This window comes from Pseudomonas frederiksbergensis, from assembly GCF_000802155.2.
GTDB lineage: Bacteria > Pseudomonadota > Gammaproteobacteria > Pseudomonadales > Pseudomonadaceae > Aquipseudomonas > Aquipseudomonas frederiksbergensis_A.
The window spans coordinates 313,497-329,409 of record NZ_JQGJ02000002.1; the positions used below are offsets into that span (position 1 = coordinate 313,497).

Below are 15,913 nucleotides of genomic sequence, written 5' to 3' on the forward strand. Positions count from 1 at the left end.
GCCGTTCAAATCGCCCCGCTTTTCCCATGAAACGCCTGCCCCAGCACCGCCAGCCGCTCCGCCAAGGGCGGCAGGCACTGGCTGCTGCGGGTCAGCACGCCGATGTTCTCGGCGTTGCGCTCGGCCACGGCCTGCACGGTTTGCAGCCGCTCGTTGAGGCCCAGCGACGCCTTCGATTGCGCCTCGGTCGTACTGGCAATCAAATCGTTGAAGTGGTTGATCACGGCGATGTCTTCCACCACCGCGTGCAGCAATTGCGAGGCTTGCTGGCTGGCGGACACGCAACGCTCCACCCCTTCGCGGCTGTCTTGCATGGCGATGGCGGCTTGACGGCTGCCTTGCTGCAGCTTGGCGATGATCTGCTGGATTTCCGTCGTGGAGGTCGAGGTTCTCTGCGACAACGTGCGCACTTCATCGGCCACCACCGCAAACCCACGGCCTTGCTCACCGGCGCGGGCGGCCTCGATGGCGGCGTTGAGGGCCAGCAGGTTGGTCTGTTCGGCAATGTTGTTGATCACGTCCAGCACTTGGCCGATCTGCTGGGCCTGCTCGGCCAACAGCTGCACGGTGTCGTTGGTCAGGTTGATGCGTCCTGCCAGTTCGACAATTTCTTCGCGAGTCCGGTCAACGGTGCTGCGTCCCCGGTTGACCTGCTCGTTGGCTTGCCCGGCCCGTTGCACCGTCTGGCCGACGTGGCTGGAAATGTTTTCCATGGCCTGGACCAGATGAGCGATCGCGCCACTCATCTGCGCCACTTCATCGAGTTGGTGCCGCGCGCCGTTTTCCAGGGTCTGGCCGACTTGGGACAGATCCTGGCCAAGGTCAGACAGGTTGCGGGTGTCGCGCACCACGCCGTCCACCAGATGGGTAACTTGCCGGAGGAAATGGTCGAAACGCTCGCCAGACGAGACTTTCGCGCCATGGCCGCGTTGAGCGCTGGTGTCACTGCTCAGTTGCGCGGCAGCGGCGAGCACCTTGTCGAGCACCTCCTGGTTTTCCCAGGCGTCTTTCAGGCTCTGGTTGGCGAGGTAGATCAGGATCACGCTCTCGACCACCACGTAGAAAGCATGGACGAAGATCATTGCCCAGCCGCCATGGGCATCCATCACGAACACCGGCAAGCCCTGGTGCTGCAACCAATGAAAACCGACATGATGGACGGCAATGGTGGCGGCGGCCACGACGATGGGCAGCCAGTCGCGATAAAACGTCAACACCGCCAGCAGCACGAAGATGCCGAAGTGGAATTCGATCACGCCATGGGTCTGGTTGATGTGCAGCGCCGCCATCACCATCAGCGCCATGGCGATGATGCAGCGCATGGCCCGGGTCCCGCCCAGGCCGCGATACAACGCGGTGGTCAACAGGCAGGTCGTTCCCCCGACCAGCAAGGCCTGGGTAAACGTCGAGTGAAGGAAAGCCAGGCCCACGGCATAGAGCAGCGTGAGCCAGAGCAGCCCCAGCATGATCCGATCGGCTTTGCGGTGATGCTCGTTGAAGCGCGAGGGCGAGTCCATGGGGCTGTCCTTGTCGTTTATGGTTGGGTGGATACCCGACTGGCTAGGGAATAACAATCATTCGGCCACCGACTATAGCCCATGGCCATCACAGATGGCAGCCGGCCATAACGCTTTTCCCCCGGGATCTTTGCTTTATCATGGGCGCGATCCCATTTCCCCTGACCTGATGGAACGACCATGACTTTCGATTTCGACCTGGTGTTCGAGCGCCACGGCACCGGCAGCACCAAGTGGAGCCGCTACCCGGCCGATGTATTGCCGATGTGGGTAGCCGACATGGATTTCGCCGTGCCCCCCGTGGTGGTCGATGCGCTGCGCAAGCGCCTGGAGCACCCGATGCTCGGCTACAGCGTGGCCCAGGACAATCTGCGCGCCGCCATCGTCGCCGATCTCTGGACCAAATACGCCTGGCGCGTCGAACCCCAGCAGATCCTTTTCCTGCCAGGGGTCGAGCCGGGCTTCAACATGGCCTTGCACGCGCTGGTGGAACCGCAGCAGAACGTCGTGGTGCAGGTGCCCAACTACCCACCGCTGCGCAATGCCCCGGGGAACTGGGGCCTGAACAAAGTGGAATTGCCCTTCAACGCGGTCGATGGACAATTCCATACGCCGCTACCTGCACTGCGCGATGCCTTGCGCGGTGGTGGTGCGCTGCTGCTGAGCAATCCGCATAACCCGCTGGGCAAAGTGTTCGATCGCGACGAACTCAAGGCCGTGGCAGACATTTGCGTCGAGCAGGACGCCTGGATCATTTCCGACGAAATCCATGCCGAGCTGTGCTTCGATGGCCGCAAGCACATCCCGACCGCCACCCTGGGCGCGGAGATCGCCGATCGCACCATCACGCTGATGTCCGCCAGCAAGGCCTATAACATCGCTGGCCTGAAAACCTCCTTCGCCATCATCCAGAACGCCAAGCTGCGCGAACGGGTCAACAGCGCCAGGGCCGGCATGGTCGACAGCGTGAACGCCTTGGGCCTTGAGGCCACCCGTGCCGCCTACAGCGAAGCGGGCCCGTGGCTGGAGGCGTTGAAGCGCTATCTGCAAGCCAACCGCGATTACCTGGTCGAAGCGGTCAAGACCCGCCTGCCGGGCGTCACCATGACCGTGCCCCAGGGAACGTACCTGGCGTGGCTCGATTGCTCCGCCTTGGGGCTGGACGATCCGCAGGGTTTTTTCCTGAAGGAAGCCAAGGTCGGCTTGAGCGCCGGGCTGGATTTCGGCGACGACGCTGGGCAATTCGTGCGGATGAACTTCGGCTGTCCACGGGCTTTGCTGGAGGAAGGGATTGCGCGGATGGAGCGTAGCCTGAAAGCCCGAACCTGACCGGAACCCCCGTGGCGAGGGAGCTTGCTCGCGCTGGGCTGCGGCCGCAGGAATTTGTGGTCGCTGCGCGGCCGGGCGGGAGCAAGCTCCCTCGCCACAAGGGCAATCAATCAGCGGATGTGTCAGTCATGCATATCCGGCGTATGCACGAAGCACAACTTATTCCCCTCCGGATCCCGGCAATAGGCGCCGTAGTAATCTTTCGAATATTGCGGCCTCAGGCCCGGCGCGCCTTCGTCGAAACCGCCCATGTCGAGCGCCATCTTCCAAGCGTTGCGCACCGCCTCCTGTGATTCGGCAGCAAAGCTGACTTGCATGCCATTGCCCCACGTCGCCGGCAGCCCGTTGATGGGCATCTGGACGAACACCTGCGGCCAATGCTTGCCGGGTTGATGCCAACCCTCCCCCGGTGGACCAGAGTCATCCTCGCTCTCCATGCGCACCAGGCCCAGGCAGCCAAACACGGCATCATAGAATGCGACCATTCTTGGCAGGTCCCGCGCGCCAATCTGTATGTGACTGAACATGCTTTTCTCCTGTTGTAGCCTTACTGCATTGGAATATCCGGCCTCACCCATGTTCATCCGAACGGATGAACAGTCGATGAACCGCTGCCAACCACGCTTATCGGCCCATGCAGAAATCCAACCGAACTCTGCTGGGAATCCCAGAGTCCACCCTCCATCGCAACCACTCGCCATGGAGAACGATTATGGCCGATTACCCAACCCCGCCCTTCCCCAAACAAAGCCAACCCGTACCCGGCAGCCAGCAGAAAATGGAGCCTTACCCCGACTGCGGCGAACAGAGCTACAAAGGTTCCGGACGCCTGGCGAACAAGATCGCGCTGATTACCGGTGCCGATAGTGGCATCGGGCGTGCCGTGGCGATTGCCTTCGCCCGTGAAGGGGCGGACGTGGCGATCTCTTACCTGAACGAGCATGAAGACGCCCAGGAAACCGCTCGTTGGGTCGAAGAGGCCGGGCGCCAATGCCTGTTGCTACCGGGTGACCTCGCCAATAAGGCCCAGTGCCGCAAAATCGTCGACGACACCGTCGCGCGCTTCGGGCGGATCGACGTCCTCGTCAACAATGCAGCGTTCCAGATGACCCATGAAAGCCTGGAAGAAATCCCCGACGAGGAATGGGTACGCACGTTCGATATCAACATCACGGCGATGTTCAGGATCTGCCAGGCCGCAGTTCCGCACATGAAGACCGGTGGCTCGATCATCAACACCACCTCGGTCAACTCCGACATGCCCAAGCCAACGCTACTGGCCTATGCCACCACCAAGGGCGCCATTGCCAACTTCACCGGCGGTCTGGCGCAGATGCTCGGGCCCAAGGGCATCCGCGTGAACAGCGTCGCGCCAGGGCCTATCTGGACCCCGTTGATCGTCGCCACCATGCCCGAGGAAGAAGTACAGAATTTCGGCTCCCAGACACCGCTGGGCCGTCCCGGCCAGCCGGTGGAGGTGGCGCCAATCTTCGTGCTGCTGGCGTCGGATGAGTCCAGCTACATTTCCGGCTCGCGGTATGCAGTGACGGGGGGCAAGCCGATTCTGTAAACATACGCACATCCTGTGGCGAGGGAGCAAGCTCCCTCGCCACAGGAGCGTTCTTCGGATCACTCCTTGGCAATCACCGTAATCTTCCCGTTACGCTCAATAATCGCAAACTTGATCTGGTCCAGGGTCTCGATGCCCTGGCTCGATCGGGCCGCCTCCATGATGTCCGCCTCTATGAGCCGCGCGTGACGCATGCGGCCCTGGAGGATGCGTCCGTCCTCGACAATGACGGTCGGGCCACCGTCGATCAGCCGGGAGACCCAATCGGAGCGCAGCTTGAGCAACGAAAAACCGATGTCGATGGCTATCAGCGTGACGATGACCATGAATGCGTTGGTCATCGAAAAGTCATCCCCCAGCAGCGCCTGCTGGGTCGCCTCGCCAATGATCATCAACAACACAAAATCGAAGGTCGTGATCTCCGCCAGCGAACGTCGCCCGGCGATCTTGAACAGCACCATCAACACCGCGTACATCGCGGCGGCTCGCAATACCGAATCCATACGTCACCTAAGGAAAGATGAATTGACTGAACGTGACCACGGCGCCATTGGGCGTGGCGATGCGACCGTGGTAGGTGCCAAGGCCTTCGCCGAGCAATGACAGGTGCAGGTTCGCCTCACCCTGGCCATCGGCCTGGAGCCAGAGTTTCATGCCCGGCCCCGCAGCGGACGAGCGCATGGGTTGCGGTTGCACGCTCTGTACGTCGAACCCTTCTAGCCAGTCACCGCCGAGCTCGACTTCCAGCACCGCATTGGGTGCGCCTTTCAAGCGAACGATCAGTGGGTTGGTCGAGCCGTTGCGGTGGAACCTCTCGTACTCCACGCCAATGCTGCCGTCGGCGCTGTGCATTTGCCGGCTGCTCAACGGGCCACGGGAAAACAGCCCGAGCAAGGTCAGGATCACCAGCAGCACCAACACGTACCAACCCACCCGTTCGAAACGCCAGACCTTGTGCTGGAACACCATGTCCTCGCGCACCGGGTACTGACGACTGCGGTGGTCGTCCTGTTCCCATTTGTCGGTCATGACGGCTCTCCCTATCGACGGTCGCCCGCCAACGCGCGTTGGTGGTAGCTCGGTATCTGCTGCAAGGCGTACTCACTGGACAGCCGTTGCACCTGGGAACGATCGCCAAAGAACCGTTCGCGGCGACTGAACAGCGCGCGTTGCCCGTCCACTTCGAACGCCCAGGCAAAGCACACCGTGCCGGCGGGAATGCCGTCCTTATCGTCGGGCCCGAGCAGGCCGGTGGTGGCGACCGCCACGTTGGCGTTGGCATCGCGCAGGGCGCCGAGGGCCATTTCCTCGGCAACTTCGCGGCTGGTCAGGTTGAAGGTCTCGATGGTTCGTGGCTTGACACCCAGCAGCCGCTGCTTGGCTTCAGGTGAATAAACCACATAGCCGCTTTCAATCAGCGCACCGCTGCCCGGCACTTCGGCCAACAGCGTGACGATCAGCCCGGCGGTGCAGGATTCGGCGGTGGTCAGGCGCAACTCATGTTCGCGCATGTATTCGATCAAGGGATGGGCAACGGTCATGGCATACAGTCCTTCATGGATGCTGATGGGTTGACCCCCACCGTTTCGAATCATTCCCTTTATCGCACCGCGCCCCTGAGCGGCCAAATAAATGAAACCCCTGGCCAATCCTGTACCTCATAACGGTATGAGCCTCATGCAGAGGCTGTCCTGATCAGGAGGTCGTCATGTCCGTGCTTTTCGTCAAACTGTTCACCCATCCTGAATTCGCCTGGGGGGACATCCGCGAGCAAGAGCAGGCTCATCCCCACCATTACCTGGCGCATCTGTTGTTGCTCGCGTTGATCCCGGCGGTATGCCTGTTCATCGGCACCACCTGGACCGGTTGGAGCCTGGCCGAGAACGAAACCGTGCGACTCAGCCACGCCAGTGCGCTACAGCTGTGCGTCTTGCTGTACGCGACCATTGTGGTTGGCGTGTCGCTGATGGGGCTGTTCATCCGCTGGATGTCGCGCACCTTCGAAGTCCGGCCCACAGTCAACCAATGCATCGGCTTCGCCGCCTACACCGCTACCCCGTACTTCCTGGCCGGGATCTTCGGCGTGTATCCGAGCCGCTGGCTGGCGGTGGCGGTCCTGCTGGCCGCTTCGGCCTACTCGACGTTCCTGCTGTTCGTCGGCCTGCCCAAGTTCATGGGCTTGAAGAAGGAACAGGGCCTGCTGTATTCGGCCAGCGTCTGGGGCGTCGGCTTGCTGGTGCTGGTCACGATCCTGGTGGAAATGATCCTGCTGTGGTTCAACTATCTGGAGCCGGAATATCTGCGGGTTCCGGTAGGCTGAATGGCTTTTGAAGGTACACAATGTGGACGGCGGCGGCGTAGCGAAGCGCGAGTTTTCGCAATCTTCACGTAACCCGACTATCCTGCGACTTTTTGCATCCCGAATCGAGTCGGCAGCGCTGGACCGCCCCGCCGCCCCTTAAGGCCTAATTTATATGTCATCTTCAAGCAAACGCTCTCCCAACGTGCCACAGCGACGAGAGCTGAGCCCCAGCAACCTGGATTTCGCAGTAGTCGGAATCGGCGCTTCCGCGGGTGGGCTACAGGCCGTCAAGCAGTTTTTCGAGCACATGCCCAAGGACAACGGCATGGCGTTCGTGATCGTTCTCCACCTGGCTCCGGATCATCAGAGCATCGCCGACAGGATCATCCAGGAAGCCACCAAGATGCCTGTGTTGCAGGTGACCGAGGCGGTGCCGATCCAGAAGAACCATGTCTATGTGATTTCCCCTGCCCATCAGCTGTCGATGAACGACGGTTACCTGAAGGTTTCTCCGGCCGAGCCGCGCCAGGGCGGACACGTGGCGATCGACCTGTTTTTCCGTGACTTGGCCGATGTGCACAAGGACCGCGCGTTCTGCCTGGTGCTGTCCGGCACCGGCTCCGACGGCGCGGTGGGCCTGTCGCGCATCAAGGAACAAGGTGGCGTGACCATCGCCCAATCGCCACAGGACGCCGAGTTCGACGGCATGCCCCAAGCCGCCATCGACACCCAGATGGTCGACCTGGTGCTCCCGGTCGTCGAGATGCCGCAAAAGCTCCTGGAGCTGTGGCGCAACTCCCAGGCCATCCGACTGCCGACGGCCAATGATCCGGAGATAAAAGCTCAACCACCGGCGTCGGAACGCGAAGCCGTAGCTGCCGAGCAATCGTTGCACGACATCCTCGTGCAACTGCGGGCCGGCACGGGCCATGACTTCAAGCATTACAAGCGTGCCACCGTGCTGCGGCGCATCGAACGGCGCATGCAAGTCACCGCCCAACCGGACCTGGGCGCCTACTACAGCTACTTGCAAAACCACCCGGAAGAAACCAAGGCACTGCTCGGCGACCTGTTGATCGGCGTGACCAACTTCTTCCGCGATCGCGAGGCCTTCGAAGCGCTGGAGCGCGACGTCCTGCCCAACCTGCTCAAGCCGGTGGAACCGGGCAGCGTGCCACCGGAAGAGGTCCGGGTCTGGTCGGCCGGCTGCTCGACCGGCGAAGAAGCCTACACCCTGGCCATGTTGCTCAGCGACCAGTTGCAACACGACGCCAGCAACGCCAAGTTGCAGATATTCGCCACCGATATCGATGAACGGGCCATTACCGTGGGCCGCAGCGGAGCGTATCCGGAAGCGATCGTCACCGACGTCCCGCCCACCCGCCTGCGTCAGTATTTCGTCAAGGAAGGCGCCAACTTCCGGGTGCGCAAGGAAATCCGCGAACGGGTGCTGTTCGCCAAGCACAGCCTGCTGTCGGACCCGCCTTTTTCGCAGATTGACCTGATTGTCTGCCGCAACCTGCTTATCTACCTCGACCGCGAAGTGCAGCGCGAAATTTTGCAGATGTTCCACTTTGCCCTCCGACCGGGCGGCTATCTGTTCCTCGGTTCCTCGGAGTCGGCGGATGCTTGCCATGAACTGTTCAGCCCGGTGGACAAGCGCAACCGGATCTTCCGAGCCAAGTACGGCACCGCCAGCAGTCGCCGCACCCCGACCATGCCACGCGGCGGCTACGTACGCAGCACCTCGACGCTGGCCGCGCCGCAGATCGCCGTGCCGCGCAAGGTCTCGTTCGCCGATATTCACCTGCGCGCCATTGAGCAGGCCGCGCCTCCCAGCATCATCGTCGACACCAACGGCGACATCCTGCATATGATCGAAACCGCCGGACGCTACCTGCGCCATGTCGGCGGTGAGATGTCGCGCAACCTGTTGACCCTGATCAACCCGCAACTGCGCCTGGAAATCCGCACCGCATTGTTCCAGGTCAACCAGAACGGCCAGCCGGTCAAGTCGCGCCAGGTCAACATGGAACGCGATGGCCGGCGTTTCCTGGTGGACCTGCTGGTCCAGCCGTATCGCGACGAACAATCCGATGGTGACTTTGTGCTCGTCGTGTTCGAAGAGGAAGAGATCGACCCAGGCCAGCAGGTTGCCGCTGTCACCAACCAGACTGAAAACCAGGTGCTGGCCAACCTGGAACGCGAACTCCAGCGCACCAAGTCGCACCTGCAAGACACCATTGAGCAGGCCGAAGTCTCCAGCGAGGAACTCAAGGCTTCCAACGAGGAAATGCAGGCCATCAACGAGGAACTGCGCTCCGCCACCGAGGAGCTGGAGACCAGCAAGGAAGAGCTGCAATCGATCAACGAAGAGTTGCTGACGGTCAACTACGAGCTCAAGACCAAGGTTGAAGAAACCGACAAGATCAACGATTACCTGACCAACCTGATCGCCTCCACCGACATCGCCACGGTGTTCATCGACCGCAGCATGCGCATCAAATGGTTCACGCCTCGGGCCACCGACATTTTCAGCATGCTTCCGGTGGACACCGGGCGCTCGTTGCTGGACATCACCCATCGCCTGGACTATCCGGACATGGCGGCGGACGCGACCCAAGTGTTCGAATCCCTGAACATGATCGAGCGCGAAGTCAGCAGCAGCGATGCGCGCTGGTACATCGCCCGGCTGTTGCCGTACCGCTCCAGCGAAGACCATATCGACGGCACGGTCCTGACCTTCATCGACATCACCAAGCGTCGGGCCGCCGAAGAAGAGCTGCGTTTGGGTGAGGAGCGCATGCGCCTGGTGGCAGAAAGCACCCGCGACTACGCGATTATCCTGCTCGACGAACATGGTGTGATCACCAGTTGGAACACCGGGGCGGAGCTGATCTTCGGTCATACCAAGGGCGAAGCCGAAGGCAGTTATTACGATTTCGTGTTCACGCCGGAAGACCGTGCCACCGGCGTTCCCGAGACAGAACTGAGCACCGCTCGGGCCAAGGGCCGTTGCGAAGACGAGCGCTGGCATCAGCGCAAGGACGGCAGCCGCTTCTTCTGCAGCGGCGAAGTCACGCTGCTCAGCGGCGACTCGTTGCAGGGCTATGTGAAGATCGCCCGTGACCTCACCGGCCACAAGCGCCTGCACGAGGAGCAGACCCAGCGGCTGATGGAAACCCAGAACTCCAGCCATTTGAAGGATGAGTTCTTCGCCGTCATGTCCCACGAACTCAAGCACCCGTTGAACCTGATCCAGCTCAACGCCGAGTTGCTGCGACGCCTGCCGGTGACCAAGACCGTCACAGCGGCGGCCCGGGCCGTGAACACTATTTGCGACGCGGTCACCAGCCAGGCGCGCATCATCGACGACCTGCTGGACGTGGCCCGTGTTCGCACCGGCAAGCTCAAGCTCAAGCGCCAAGCGGTGGACTTGGCGCGGGTGCTGCAAGATATCTACACCGTAGTGATCAACGACAATCACCCGAACAAGGTCACCCTGGAGCTGCCTGAAGGCTCCAGTGGCAAGCTGATCGTCAACGCCGACCCGACCCGGCTGGAGCAGATCATCTGGAACCTGGTGAACAACGCGCTGAAGTTCACCCCTAACGGCGGCCGCGTGCAGCTGGTCGCCAGCCATGACGACCATATGGCGCGCCTGGACGTAAAGGATTCTGGCGTAGGTATCGCGGCCGAGCATCTGAACGAAGTGTTCGATCTGTTCGGCCAGGCCGAGACCCAGCACGCCACCCACCAGCGCGAAGGCCTGGGGATCGGCCTGTCACTGGTCCGGCAATTGACCGAAGCCCACGGCGGCAGCGTCGAGGTCAAGTCCGAAGGGCTGGGCAAAGGCTGCACCTTCACCATCCGCCTGCCCTTGAGCAATGCCGCAATCGAGCCCAAGCCGCAACCCTGTGATGATCAGTCCGGGCGCCTCAGCGGCTTGACGATCCTGTTGGTGGATGACTCGCCCGACGTACTGGATACCCTCAAGCTGCTGCTGGAGATGGAAGACGCCATCGTGGTTGCCTTCGATCAACCGTTGGAGGCGCTGGAGGCCGCCAGGAATGGTCGTTTCGACGTGGTGATTTCCGACCTGGGGATGCCGGTGATGAATGGCCATGAACTGATGCAGGCGCTGCGCGAGCTGCCCCACATCAAACACATCCCGGCCATCGCCCTGACCGGCTACGGCGCGTCCACCGACCTGCACAAATCGCAACAATCAGGCTTCGACCAGCACATCGGCAAACCGGTGTCCTATGAGGAGTTGATTGAGACGATCGAGCAGCTGCGGCGTTCGCAGGTTTACTAGCCCTGGACTGGCTAGAATTGCTCTCGTGGCGAGGGAGCAAGCCCCCTCGCCACAAACGAGGGTCCGCTTCAGCGAGTAGATGATTTGCTGTCCACCAAAGCGGTACGGCGAAAATACTATTTGGCGGCCTTCTTCATCCCGATCCGCCGCCGCATCTCGGCAGTAATGCTTTGGCGGGTCTTGCGCAAGTCCGCCCAAGGCTCATGCCCCACCTCTGCCAGCCGCTCATGGACGTTGTGCACGTTCCACAGGTTGGCGCCCTTGAGCTCGGCCACTTCTTCGCGGTAGATCGGCACCGAAACCGGCAACCCTTCACGGGTGCGTGCCGCGTAGGCACAGATGGTGGTGGCGCCGAGGCCATTGCGCAGGTAATCGATGAAGATCCGCCCTACCCGGTTCTTTGGCCCTGAAACCGCCGAGAAGCGATCCGGCAGCAGTTTGGCCATGTGGCTGACGATGGCATGGCTGAAGCCTTTCACCTCGTCCCAGCCCAACTTGCGGGTGATCGGCACGACAATGTGGATGCCCTTGCCGCCGCTGGTCTTGAGAAACGCCTTCAGGCCCAGCTCATCCAGCACCGACAGGGTCAATTGGGTGGCTTCCACCATGCTCTTCCACGGCAGCGCCGGGTCCGGGTCAAGGTCGAGGACGAAGCGATCGGGCTTGTCCAGGTCGACGCAAGTGCCATTCCAAGTGTGCAGCTCCACGGTGCTCATCTGCACCGCGCCGATCAGCGCCTCGGCGTTATTGATGATCATCACCGGTTGCCCGGTCAGGTCCTTGTCCAGGCTGGTGATGCCCGCAATGGCCAGGCGCTCGGGGTTCTTCTGGAAGAAAAGCTCACCTGCAATGCCGTCCGGCGCCCGGACCAGCGCCACCGGACGGTCGGCCAGCTCCGGCAGAATGAAATCGGCGACGCTGGCGTAGTACTCGGCCAATTGCATTTTTGTCGTGCCGCTGCTGGCATCAATGATCCGATCCGGATGGGTGATGCGGACCTTGCCGTCCAGGGTTGGCGACTGCGTGGTCTTGGGCTTGGCTTTGGCTTTGGCTTTCGCCTTGGCCGGTGCTGGCTCGACATCGTCCTTGACCACGGTCTTTTTCACGGTTTTGGGCAACTCCTGGGTGATCGCCTTGGCGGGCTTGTCGTTGCGCAAGCCATGGAACACCGCATGGCGTACCGAGCCTTCCTTTGTCATTTCGGCAAACGCCACTTCCGCCAGCAACTGCGGCTTGAGCCAATGCACGCCCTTGGCGTCGTAGCCGGTGGGCGGATTGACCACGGCGGCTTTTTTGGTTTCCAGGGGCAACAGTTGCTGGTAAATGCTTTTAAGCGTGGTTTCGTTGAAACCGGTGCCGACCTTGCCGGCATAGCGCAACTCGCCGCTGTCGACATCGTGCAAACCCAGCAACAAGGCGCCGAACGCGCTGCGGGCGCCCTTCGGGTCGCTGAAGCCGACCACGACGAATTCCTGGCGATTCTTGCACTTGAGCTTGATCCAATCGCTGCTGCGCCGGGACATATAGGCGCTGCCCTGGCGCTTGCCGATCAGCCCTTCCATGCGCATCTGGCAAGCGCTGTTGAGCAGCGCTTCGGGGGTTTCTTCGAAGGAATCGGAGAAACGCAGCAGTGGGTCTTCATTGGCTTCCAGGACCGCGGCCAACGCGGCGCGGCGCTCTTGCACCGGCACTTTGCGCAGGTCCATGCCGTTGAGGTACGGCAGGTCGAACAGGTAATAGGCGATCTTGCCGCTGCTGCCGGCGTCGAAAGCGTTTTGCAGGGCCTGGAAATCCGGCACGCCTTGCTCGTTGGCGACGACCATCTCGCCGTCGAGCCAGGCTGATTCCAACCCCAGCCCCGCCAGCGCCTCGGCCTGTTTCGGCAGTTTATGCGTCCAGTCATGGCCGTTGCGGGTGATCAAGCGCACGTCGCCATTGTCGATACGTGCCATGACCCGGTAGCCGTCGAACTTGATTTCGTAGAGCCAGTCGCCATCGGGTGCGCTTTCCACCAGGGTCGCCAGTTCCGGCTTCAGGGTTTCAGGCATCGGGCCGGCGACGGCGCCGCTGAGGGTTGTCTTTCCGGTTTTTTTCGTCGACTTCGGTTTGGCAGGTTCGTCCGGCTGCTTGACGGGTTTGGCTGCAGCCGCCTTGCCCCGGCGCTTGGGCACGATGGTGCGGTCACTGAGCACGCTGTCGGGCTCGGCCTGCACCACGTCGTACTCGCTTTCCGGTCGGGCCGCGTCGTCCTGATGCTTGATCAGGAACCATTGCTCCTGCTTGCCCGGCATATGGGTGCGCACCAGGTTCCACAGGCCCGCGAGCTTTTCCCCGCGCAATTCGAATTTGAGCCGGCCCTTTTCGTAGGCTTCGTGTACGTCACCCTGGGGAATCCACACGCCCCGGTCCCAGACGATGACGTCGCCAGCACCGTAATGCCCCTCGGGAATACTGCCCTCGAAGGTGGCGTAATCGAGCGGATGATCTTCAACATGCACCGCCAGGCGCTTGACCTTCGGGTCCAGGGACGGCCCCTTGGGCACCGCCCAGCTTTTCAGTGCGCCATCCAGTTCCAGGCGAAAATCGTAATGCAGCCGCGTGGCGTCGTGCTTCTGGATGCAGTACTGCAGCGCATGGGCGGTTTTCGCCGATTTGCGTGAACGCTTCGCCGCCGGCTCGGGAGTGGCGCCGAAGTCGCGCATGCGGTTGTAGTCGTCGAGGGTCTTGCTGGTCATGGGCCACCTGCCACTTGCGCGAGGGTCGGATCCGCGACGGGCATACCGGCGGTTTCCGATAGCAGCTGGTCGACGACCCGGCCCAATGCCTCTTCGGTCGTGTCGCCCAGCAGCAGCCCCTGTTCGTAGAGCACCACTTGCCGATCGGCGCTGGTGCCCTCCTGGATGATCCGGCGCGCTTGTTTGAACACGTCCTGCACGCCCAGCGCGGCCGCGGTGTCGCCGAAGGTCTGTTCAGCCAGGTTCAGCCACTCGCCAATCAGCATCGGCTGCTCCTGCCCTTCGACGATGAACTCCGCGAGGATGCCGTGGCGTTTGGCACGGTAGCGGTTTTCCTTGAGGATCCAGTGGGACATCAAGCTGTAGTTGGCGCCCGCCTTGGGCTGCGCGACGGCGTGGGCAATCATCAGCCGGAATAGCGAGACGAGGCACAGCACATCTTCAATCCGTGGGCAGGCATCGCAGATGCGCAGCTCCAGGGTCGGGTAACGCGACGAAGGCCGCACCACCCACCAACAATCGCTGGGCTGGCGAATGGAGCCGGTACGCATGAGCATGTTGACGTAGCCGTCGAAGGCCGCTTCGTCCTCGAAGAATTCGGGCACGCCCATGCGCGGCCACTCATCGCAGGCCACTTGCCGGTAGCTGCTGAAGCCGCTGTAGGCGCCATTCCAGAACGGTGAGGACGCACTCAGCGCCAACAGCATCGGCAGCCACGGCAACACTTCGTTCATCACTTTGACCCGGTCATGGTCCCCCGGCACTTCTACGTGAACGTGCAGGCCCGACAGGACGCTGCGGCGCGCCACGCGCTGGTAATCGTCGAACAACTGCTGGAAGTGCAGCTCGTCGGTGGGCTGCAAGCCGACAGTCGCCATCGGATGGGATCCGGCGCTCAGCAATCCGAGGCCATGGGGCGCCAGGCGCTGGGTCAGGCCGGTACGCACCTTGGCCAGGTAATCGCCTGCTTCGGCCAGGCTGCGGAAAATGGGCGAAGCCATTTCCACCTGGCTCTGGAACATTTCATGGGCGAAATGCTTGCCCAGCTCCTCCCGGCATGCCGCCACGGCAGCCGCGGGCGGCTGGTCGGGCATGTGGCGGGTTTGCAGGTCAGTGATGAAATATTCCTCTTCAATGCCGAACTTCAGACGCCTGTTCATCGATGTTCCCTCCGATACCCGCACCCGTGCGGGTGACAACCAACGCCACCACGGCGATCCTTTCCACGTCCTGATAACCCGGTGTGAGCAGTTCCTCGCCAAACACGTCCGGGTCCAATTCCCTGTAGGTCCAGGCGAACTGAGGGGAATCGCGCCACGCGCCCAAGGCCTCCAGGAACGGATCCCGACCATCGACCATCGCCACGCCGGTATAGAGCACCAGCGAGCCGCCAGGCGTGAGCCGGGGCAACGCCTGTTCGACGATACGCAGCGACAACCCGGCGCCCAGCGTTCCGCCGCCATGGCGATAGGCGCGCTCGGCGGGGTCGGCCATGTACGGTGGGTTGGCGACGATCAAGTCGAATTCGCCCTCGACGTCCTGGAGCACATCGCTGCGGGCGATCTCGACATTGGCCACCTCGGCCAGCGCCGCATTGACGGCACACAGGCGCAACGCCAAGGGATTGATGTCGACGGCCAGTACTTGGGCCTCGCGTCGGGCACGGGCAATGACCAGCGCCCCGACACCCGCGCCGCAGCCGATGTCCACGGCGCGATGCACGGCTGTGAAGTTCTGTTGCAGGTGGGTATGGATCAGATGGGCAAAACGGTAGCTATCGGGGCCGAAGAACACCGCGTCATTGGCCTGCGTCGGGAATTGCGAGTGGGCGAACAGCATCCCGTCCAGGCTCGACCAACGCACGCGGCTGCGCAGCAGGCCATCGCGCTCTTCCAATACTTCAGCCTCCTGCAATTGGCGCTGCTCGTCGGCGGAAATCAGCCCCGGCGCGAAAGGCCGTGACCAACCGAACACATCCCGCAGGGTCTTGGAGCGTTCGTTACCGGGCCGCTGGTTGACCCGCTCGTGGGTCAGTGGCGTCGGGGTAATGAAACGGTAGCCGTCGGCGTGCAGACGGCGACCCAGTTGCAGCAGCGCCAGGTCGGGTTCGGACAGGCGATCTTCCTGATTCATGCAAGGCTC

The 15,913-nt window shown here is 62.0% G+C and carries 12 protein-coding genes; 4 read left to right on the forward strand and 8 right to left on the reverse strand.

Annotated features, from left to right (window positions below; all coding sequences use genetic code 11):
* Window positions 1-5 precede the first annotated feature (5 nt).
* The gene (locus tag JZ00_RS04470; RefSeq protein WP_039588572.1) at window positions 6-1,517 is read right to left on the reverse strand and encodes a methyl-accepting chemotaxis protein; all 1,512 of its coding nucleotides are present in this window, start codon (window positions 1,515-1,517) and stop codon (window positions 6-8) included.
* 180 nt (window positions 1,518-1,697) lie between these two features.
* Between JZ00_RS04470 and JZ00_RS04475 the strand changes: the two genes are divergently transcribed.
* On the forward strand, window positions 1,698-2,846 hold the full coding sequence (locus JZ00_RS04475) for a MalY/PatB family protein (RefSeq protein WP_039588573.1): 1,149 nt from the start codon (window positions 1,698-1,700) through the stop codon (window positions 2,844-2,846).
* 122 nt (window positions 2,847-2,968) lie between these two features.
* Here the strand turns inward: JZ00_RS04475 and JZ00_RS04480 are convergent, their stop codons facing one another.
* On the reverse strand, window positions 2,969-3,373 hold the full coding sequence (locus JZ00_RS04480) for a VOC family protein (protein WP_039588574.1): 405 nt from the start codon (window positions 3,371-3,373) through the stop codon (window positions 2,969-2,971).
* 185 nt (window positions 3,374-3,558) lie between these two features.
* Between JZ00_RS04480 and JZ00_RS04485 the strand changes: the two genes are divergently transcribed.
* Entirely contained in the window at window positions 3,559-4,416 is an 858-nt protein-coding gene (locus tag JZ00_RS04485; RefSeq protein WP_039588576.1) for an SDR family oxidoreductase, read from the forward strand.
* A gap of 59 nt (window positions 4,417-4,475) precedes the next feature.
* On the opposite strand, the gene JZ00_RS04490 is transcribed toward JZ00_RS04485, so the two are convergent.
* The 3 genes from JZ00_RS04490 to JZ00_RS04500 are packed head-to-tail and all read right to left on the reverse strand — an operon-like array spanning window position 4,476 to window position 5,957.
* Window positions 4,476-4,919, reverse strand: coding sequence for a DUF421 domain-containing protein (locus JZ00_RS04490; protein ID WP_039588577.1), 444 nt, complete (start codon window positions 4,917-4,919; stop codon window positions 4,476-4,478).
* A gap of 7 nt (window positions 4,920-4,926) precedes the next feature.
* Complete coding sequence (locus tag JZ00_RS04495; RefSeq protein WP_039588578.1) at window positions 4,927-5,445, reverse strand: hypothetical protein; 519 nt, start codon at window positions 5,443-5,445, stop codon at window positions 4,927-4,929.
* Between the two features lie 11 nt (window positions 5,446-5,456).
* Window positions 5,457-5,957: a CinA family protein gene (locus tag JZ00_RS04500; protein WP_039588579.1), complete on the reverse strand. Its 501-nt coding sequence runs from the start codon at window positions 5,955-5,957 to the stop codon at window positions 5,457-5,459.
* Between the two features lie 167 nt (window positions 5,958-6,124).
* Here JZ00_RS04500 and JZ00_RS04505 point away from each other — a divergent pair, with 167 nt between their 5' ends.
* Entirely contained in the window at window positions 6,125-6,736 is a 612-nt protein-coding gene (locus tag JZ00_RS04505; RefSeq protein WP_039588580.1) for a Yip1 family protein, read from the forward strand.
* Window positions 6,737-6,890: 154 nt separating this feature from the next.
* Window positions 6,891-11,036: a CheR family methyltransferase gene (locus JZ00_RS04510; protein ID WP_039588581.1), complete on the forward strand. Its 4,146-nt coding sequence runs from the start codon at window positions 6,891-6,893 to the stop codon at window positions 11,034-11,036.
* Between the two features lie 116 nt (window positions 11,037-11,152).
* Here the strand turns inward: JZ00_RS04510 and ligD are convergent, their stop codons facing one another.
* The 3 genes from ligD to JZ00_RS04525 are packed head-to-tail and all read right to left on the reverse strand — an operon-like array spanning window position 11,153 to window position 15,904.
* Window positions 11,153-13,771: a DNA ligase D gene (gene ligD, locus JZ00_RS04515; RefSeq protein WP_039588582.1), complete on the reverse strand. Its 2,619-nt coding sequence runs from the start codon at window positions 13,769-13,771 to the stop codon at window positions 11,153-11,155.
* A complete protein-coding gene (locus tag JZ00_RS04520) occupies window positions 13,768-14,931 on the reverse strand; it encodes a carboxylate-amine ligase (protein WP_039588583.1) in 1,164 nt (387 codons plus the stop codon). Before JZ00_RS04520 ends, ligD begins: the two co-directional genes overlap by 4 nt.
* On the reverse strand, window positions 14,903-15,904 hold the full coding sequence (locus JZ00_RS04525; RefSeq protein ID WP_039588584.1) for a methyltransferase: 1,002 nt from the start codon (window positions 15,902-15,904) through the stop codon (window positions 14,903-14,905). Before JZ00_RS04525 ends, JZ00_RS04520 begins: the two co-directional genes overlap by 29 nt.
* Window positions 15,905-15,913: the final 9 nt, after the last annotated feature.

Coding starts and splice junctions, on each gene's coding strand:
- JZ00_RS04470 (WP_039588572.1), bottom strand. CDS start 1,517: ATGGACTCGCCCTCGCGCTTCAACGAGCATCACCGCAAAGCCGATCGG.
- JZ00_RS04475 (WP_039588573.1), top strand. CDS start 1,698: ATGACTTTCGATTTCGACCTGGTGTTCGAGCGCCACGGCACCGGCAGC.
- JZ00_RS04480 (WP_039588574.1), bottom strand. CDS start 3,373: ATGTTCAGTCACATACAGATTGGCGCGCGGGACCTGCCAAGAATGGTC.
- JZ00_RS04485 (WP_039588576.1), top strand. CDS start 3,559: ATGGCCGATTACCCAACCCCGCCCTTCCCCAAACAAAGCCAACCCGTA.
- JZ00_RS04490 (WP_039588577.1), bottom strand. CDS start 4,919: ATGGATTCGGTATTGCGAGCCGCCGCGATGTACGCGGTGTTGATGGTG.
- JZ00_RS04495 (WP_039588578.1), bottom strand. CDS start 5,445: ATGACCGACAAATGGGAACAGGACGACCACCGCAGTCGTCAGTACCCG.
- JZ00_RS04500 (WP_039588579.1), bottom strand. CDS start 5,957: ATGACCGTTGCCCATCCCTTGATCGAATACATGCGCGAACATGAGTTG.
- JZ00_RS04505 (WP_039588580.1), top strand. CDS start 6,125: ATGTCCGTGCTTTTCGTCAAACTGTTCACCCATCCTGAATTCGCCTGG.
- JZ00_RS04510 (WP_039588581.1), top strand. CDS start 6,891: ATGTCATCTTCAAGCAAACGCTCTCCCAACGTGCCACAGCGACGAGAG.
- ligD (WP_039588582.1), bottom strand. CDS start 13,771: ATGACCAGCAAGACCCTCGACGACTACAACCGCATGCGCGACTTCGGC.
- JZ00_RS04520 (WP_039588583.1), bottom strand. CDS start 14,931: ATGAACAGGCGTCTGAAGTTCGGCATTGAAGAGGAATATTTCATCACT.
- JZ00_RS04525 (WP_039588584.1), bottom strand. CDS start 15,904: ATGAATCAGGAAGATCGCCTGTCCGAACCCGACCTGGCGCTGCTGCAA.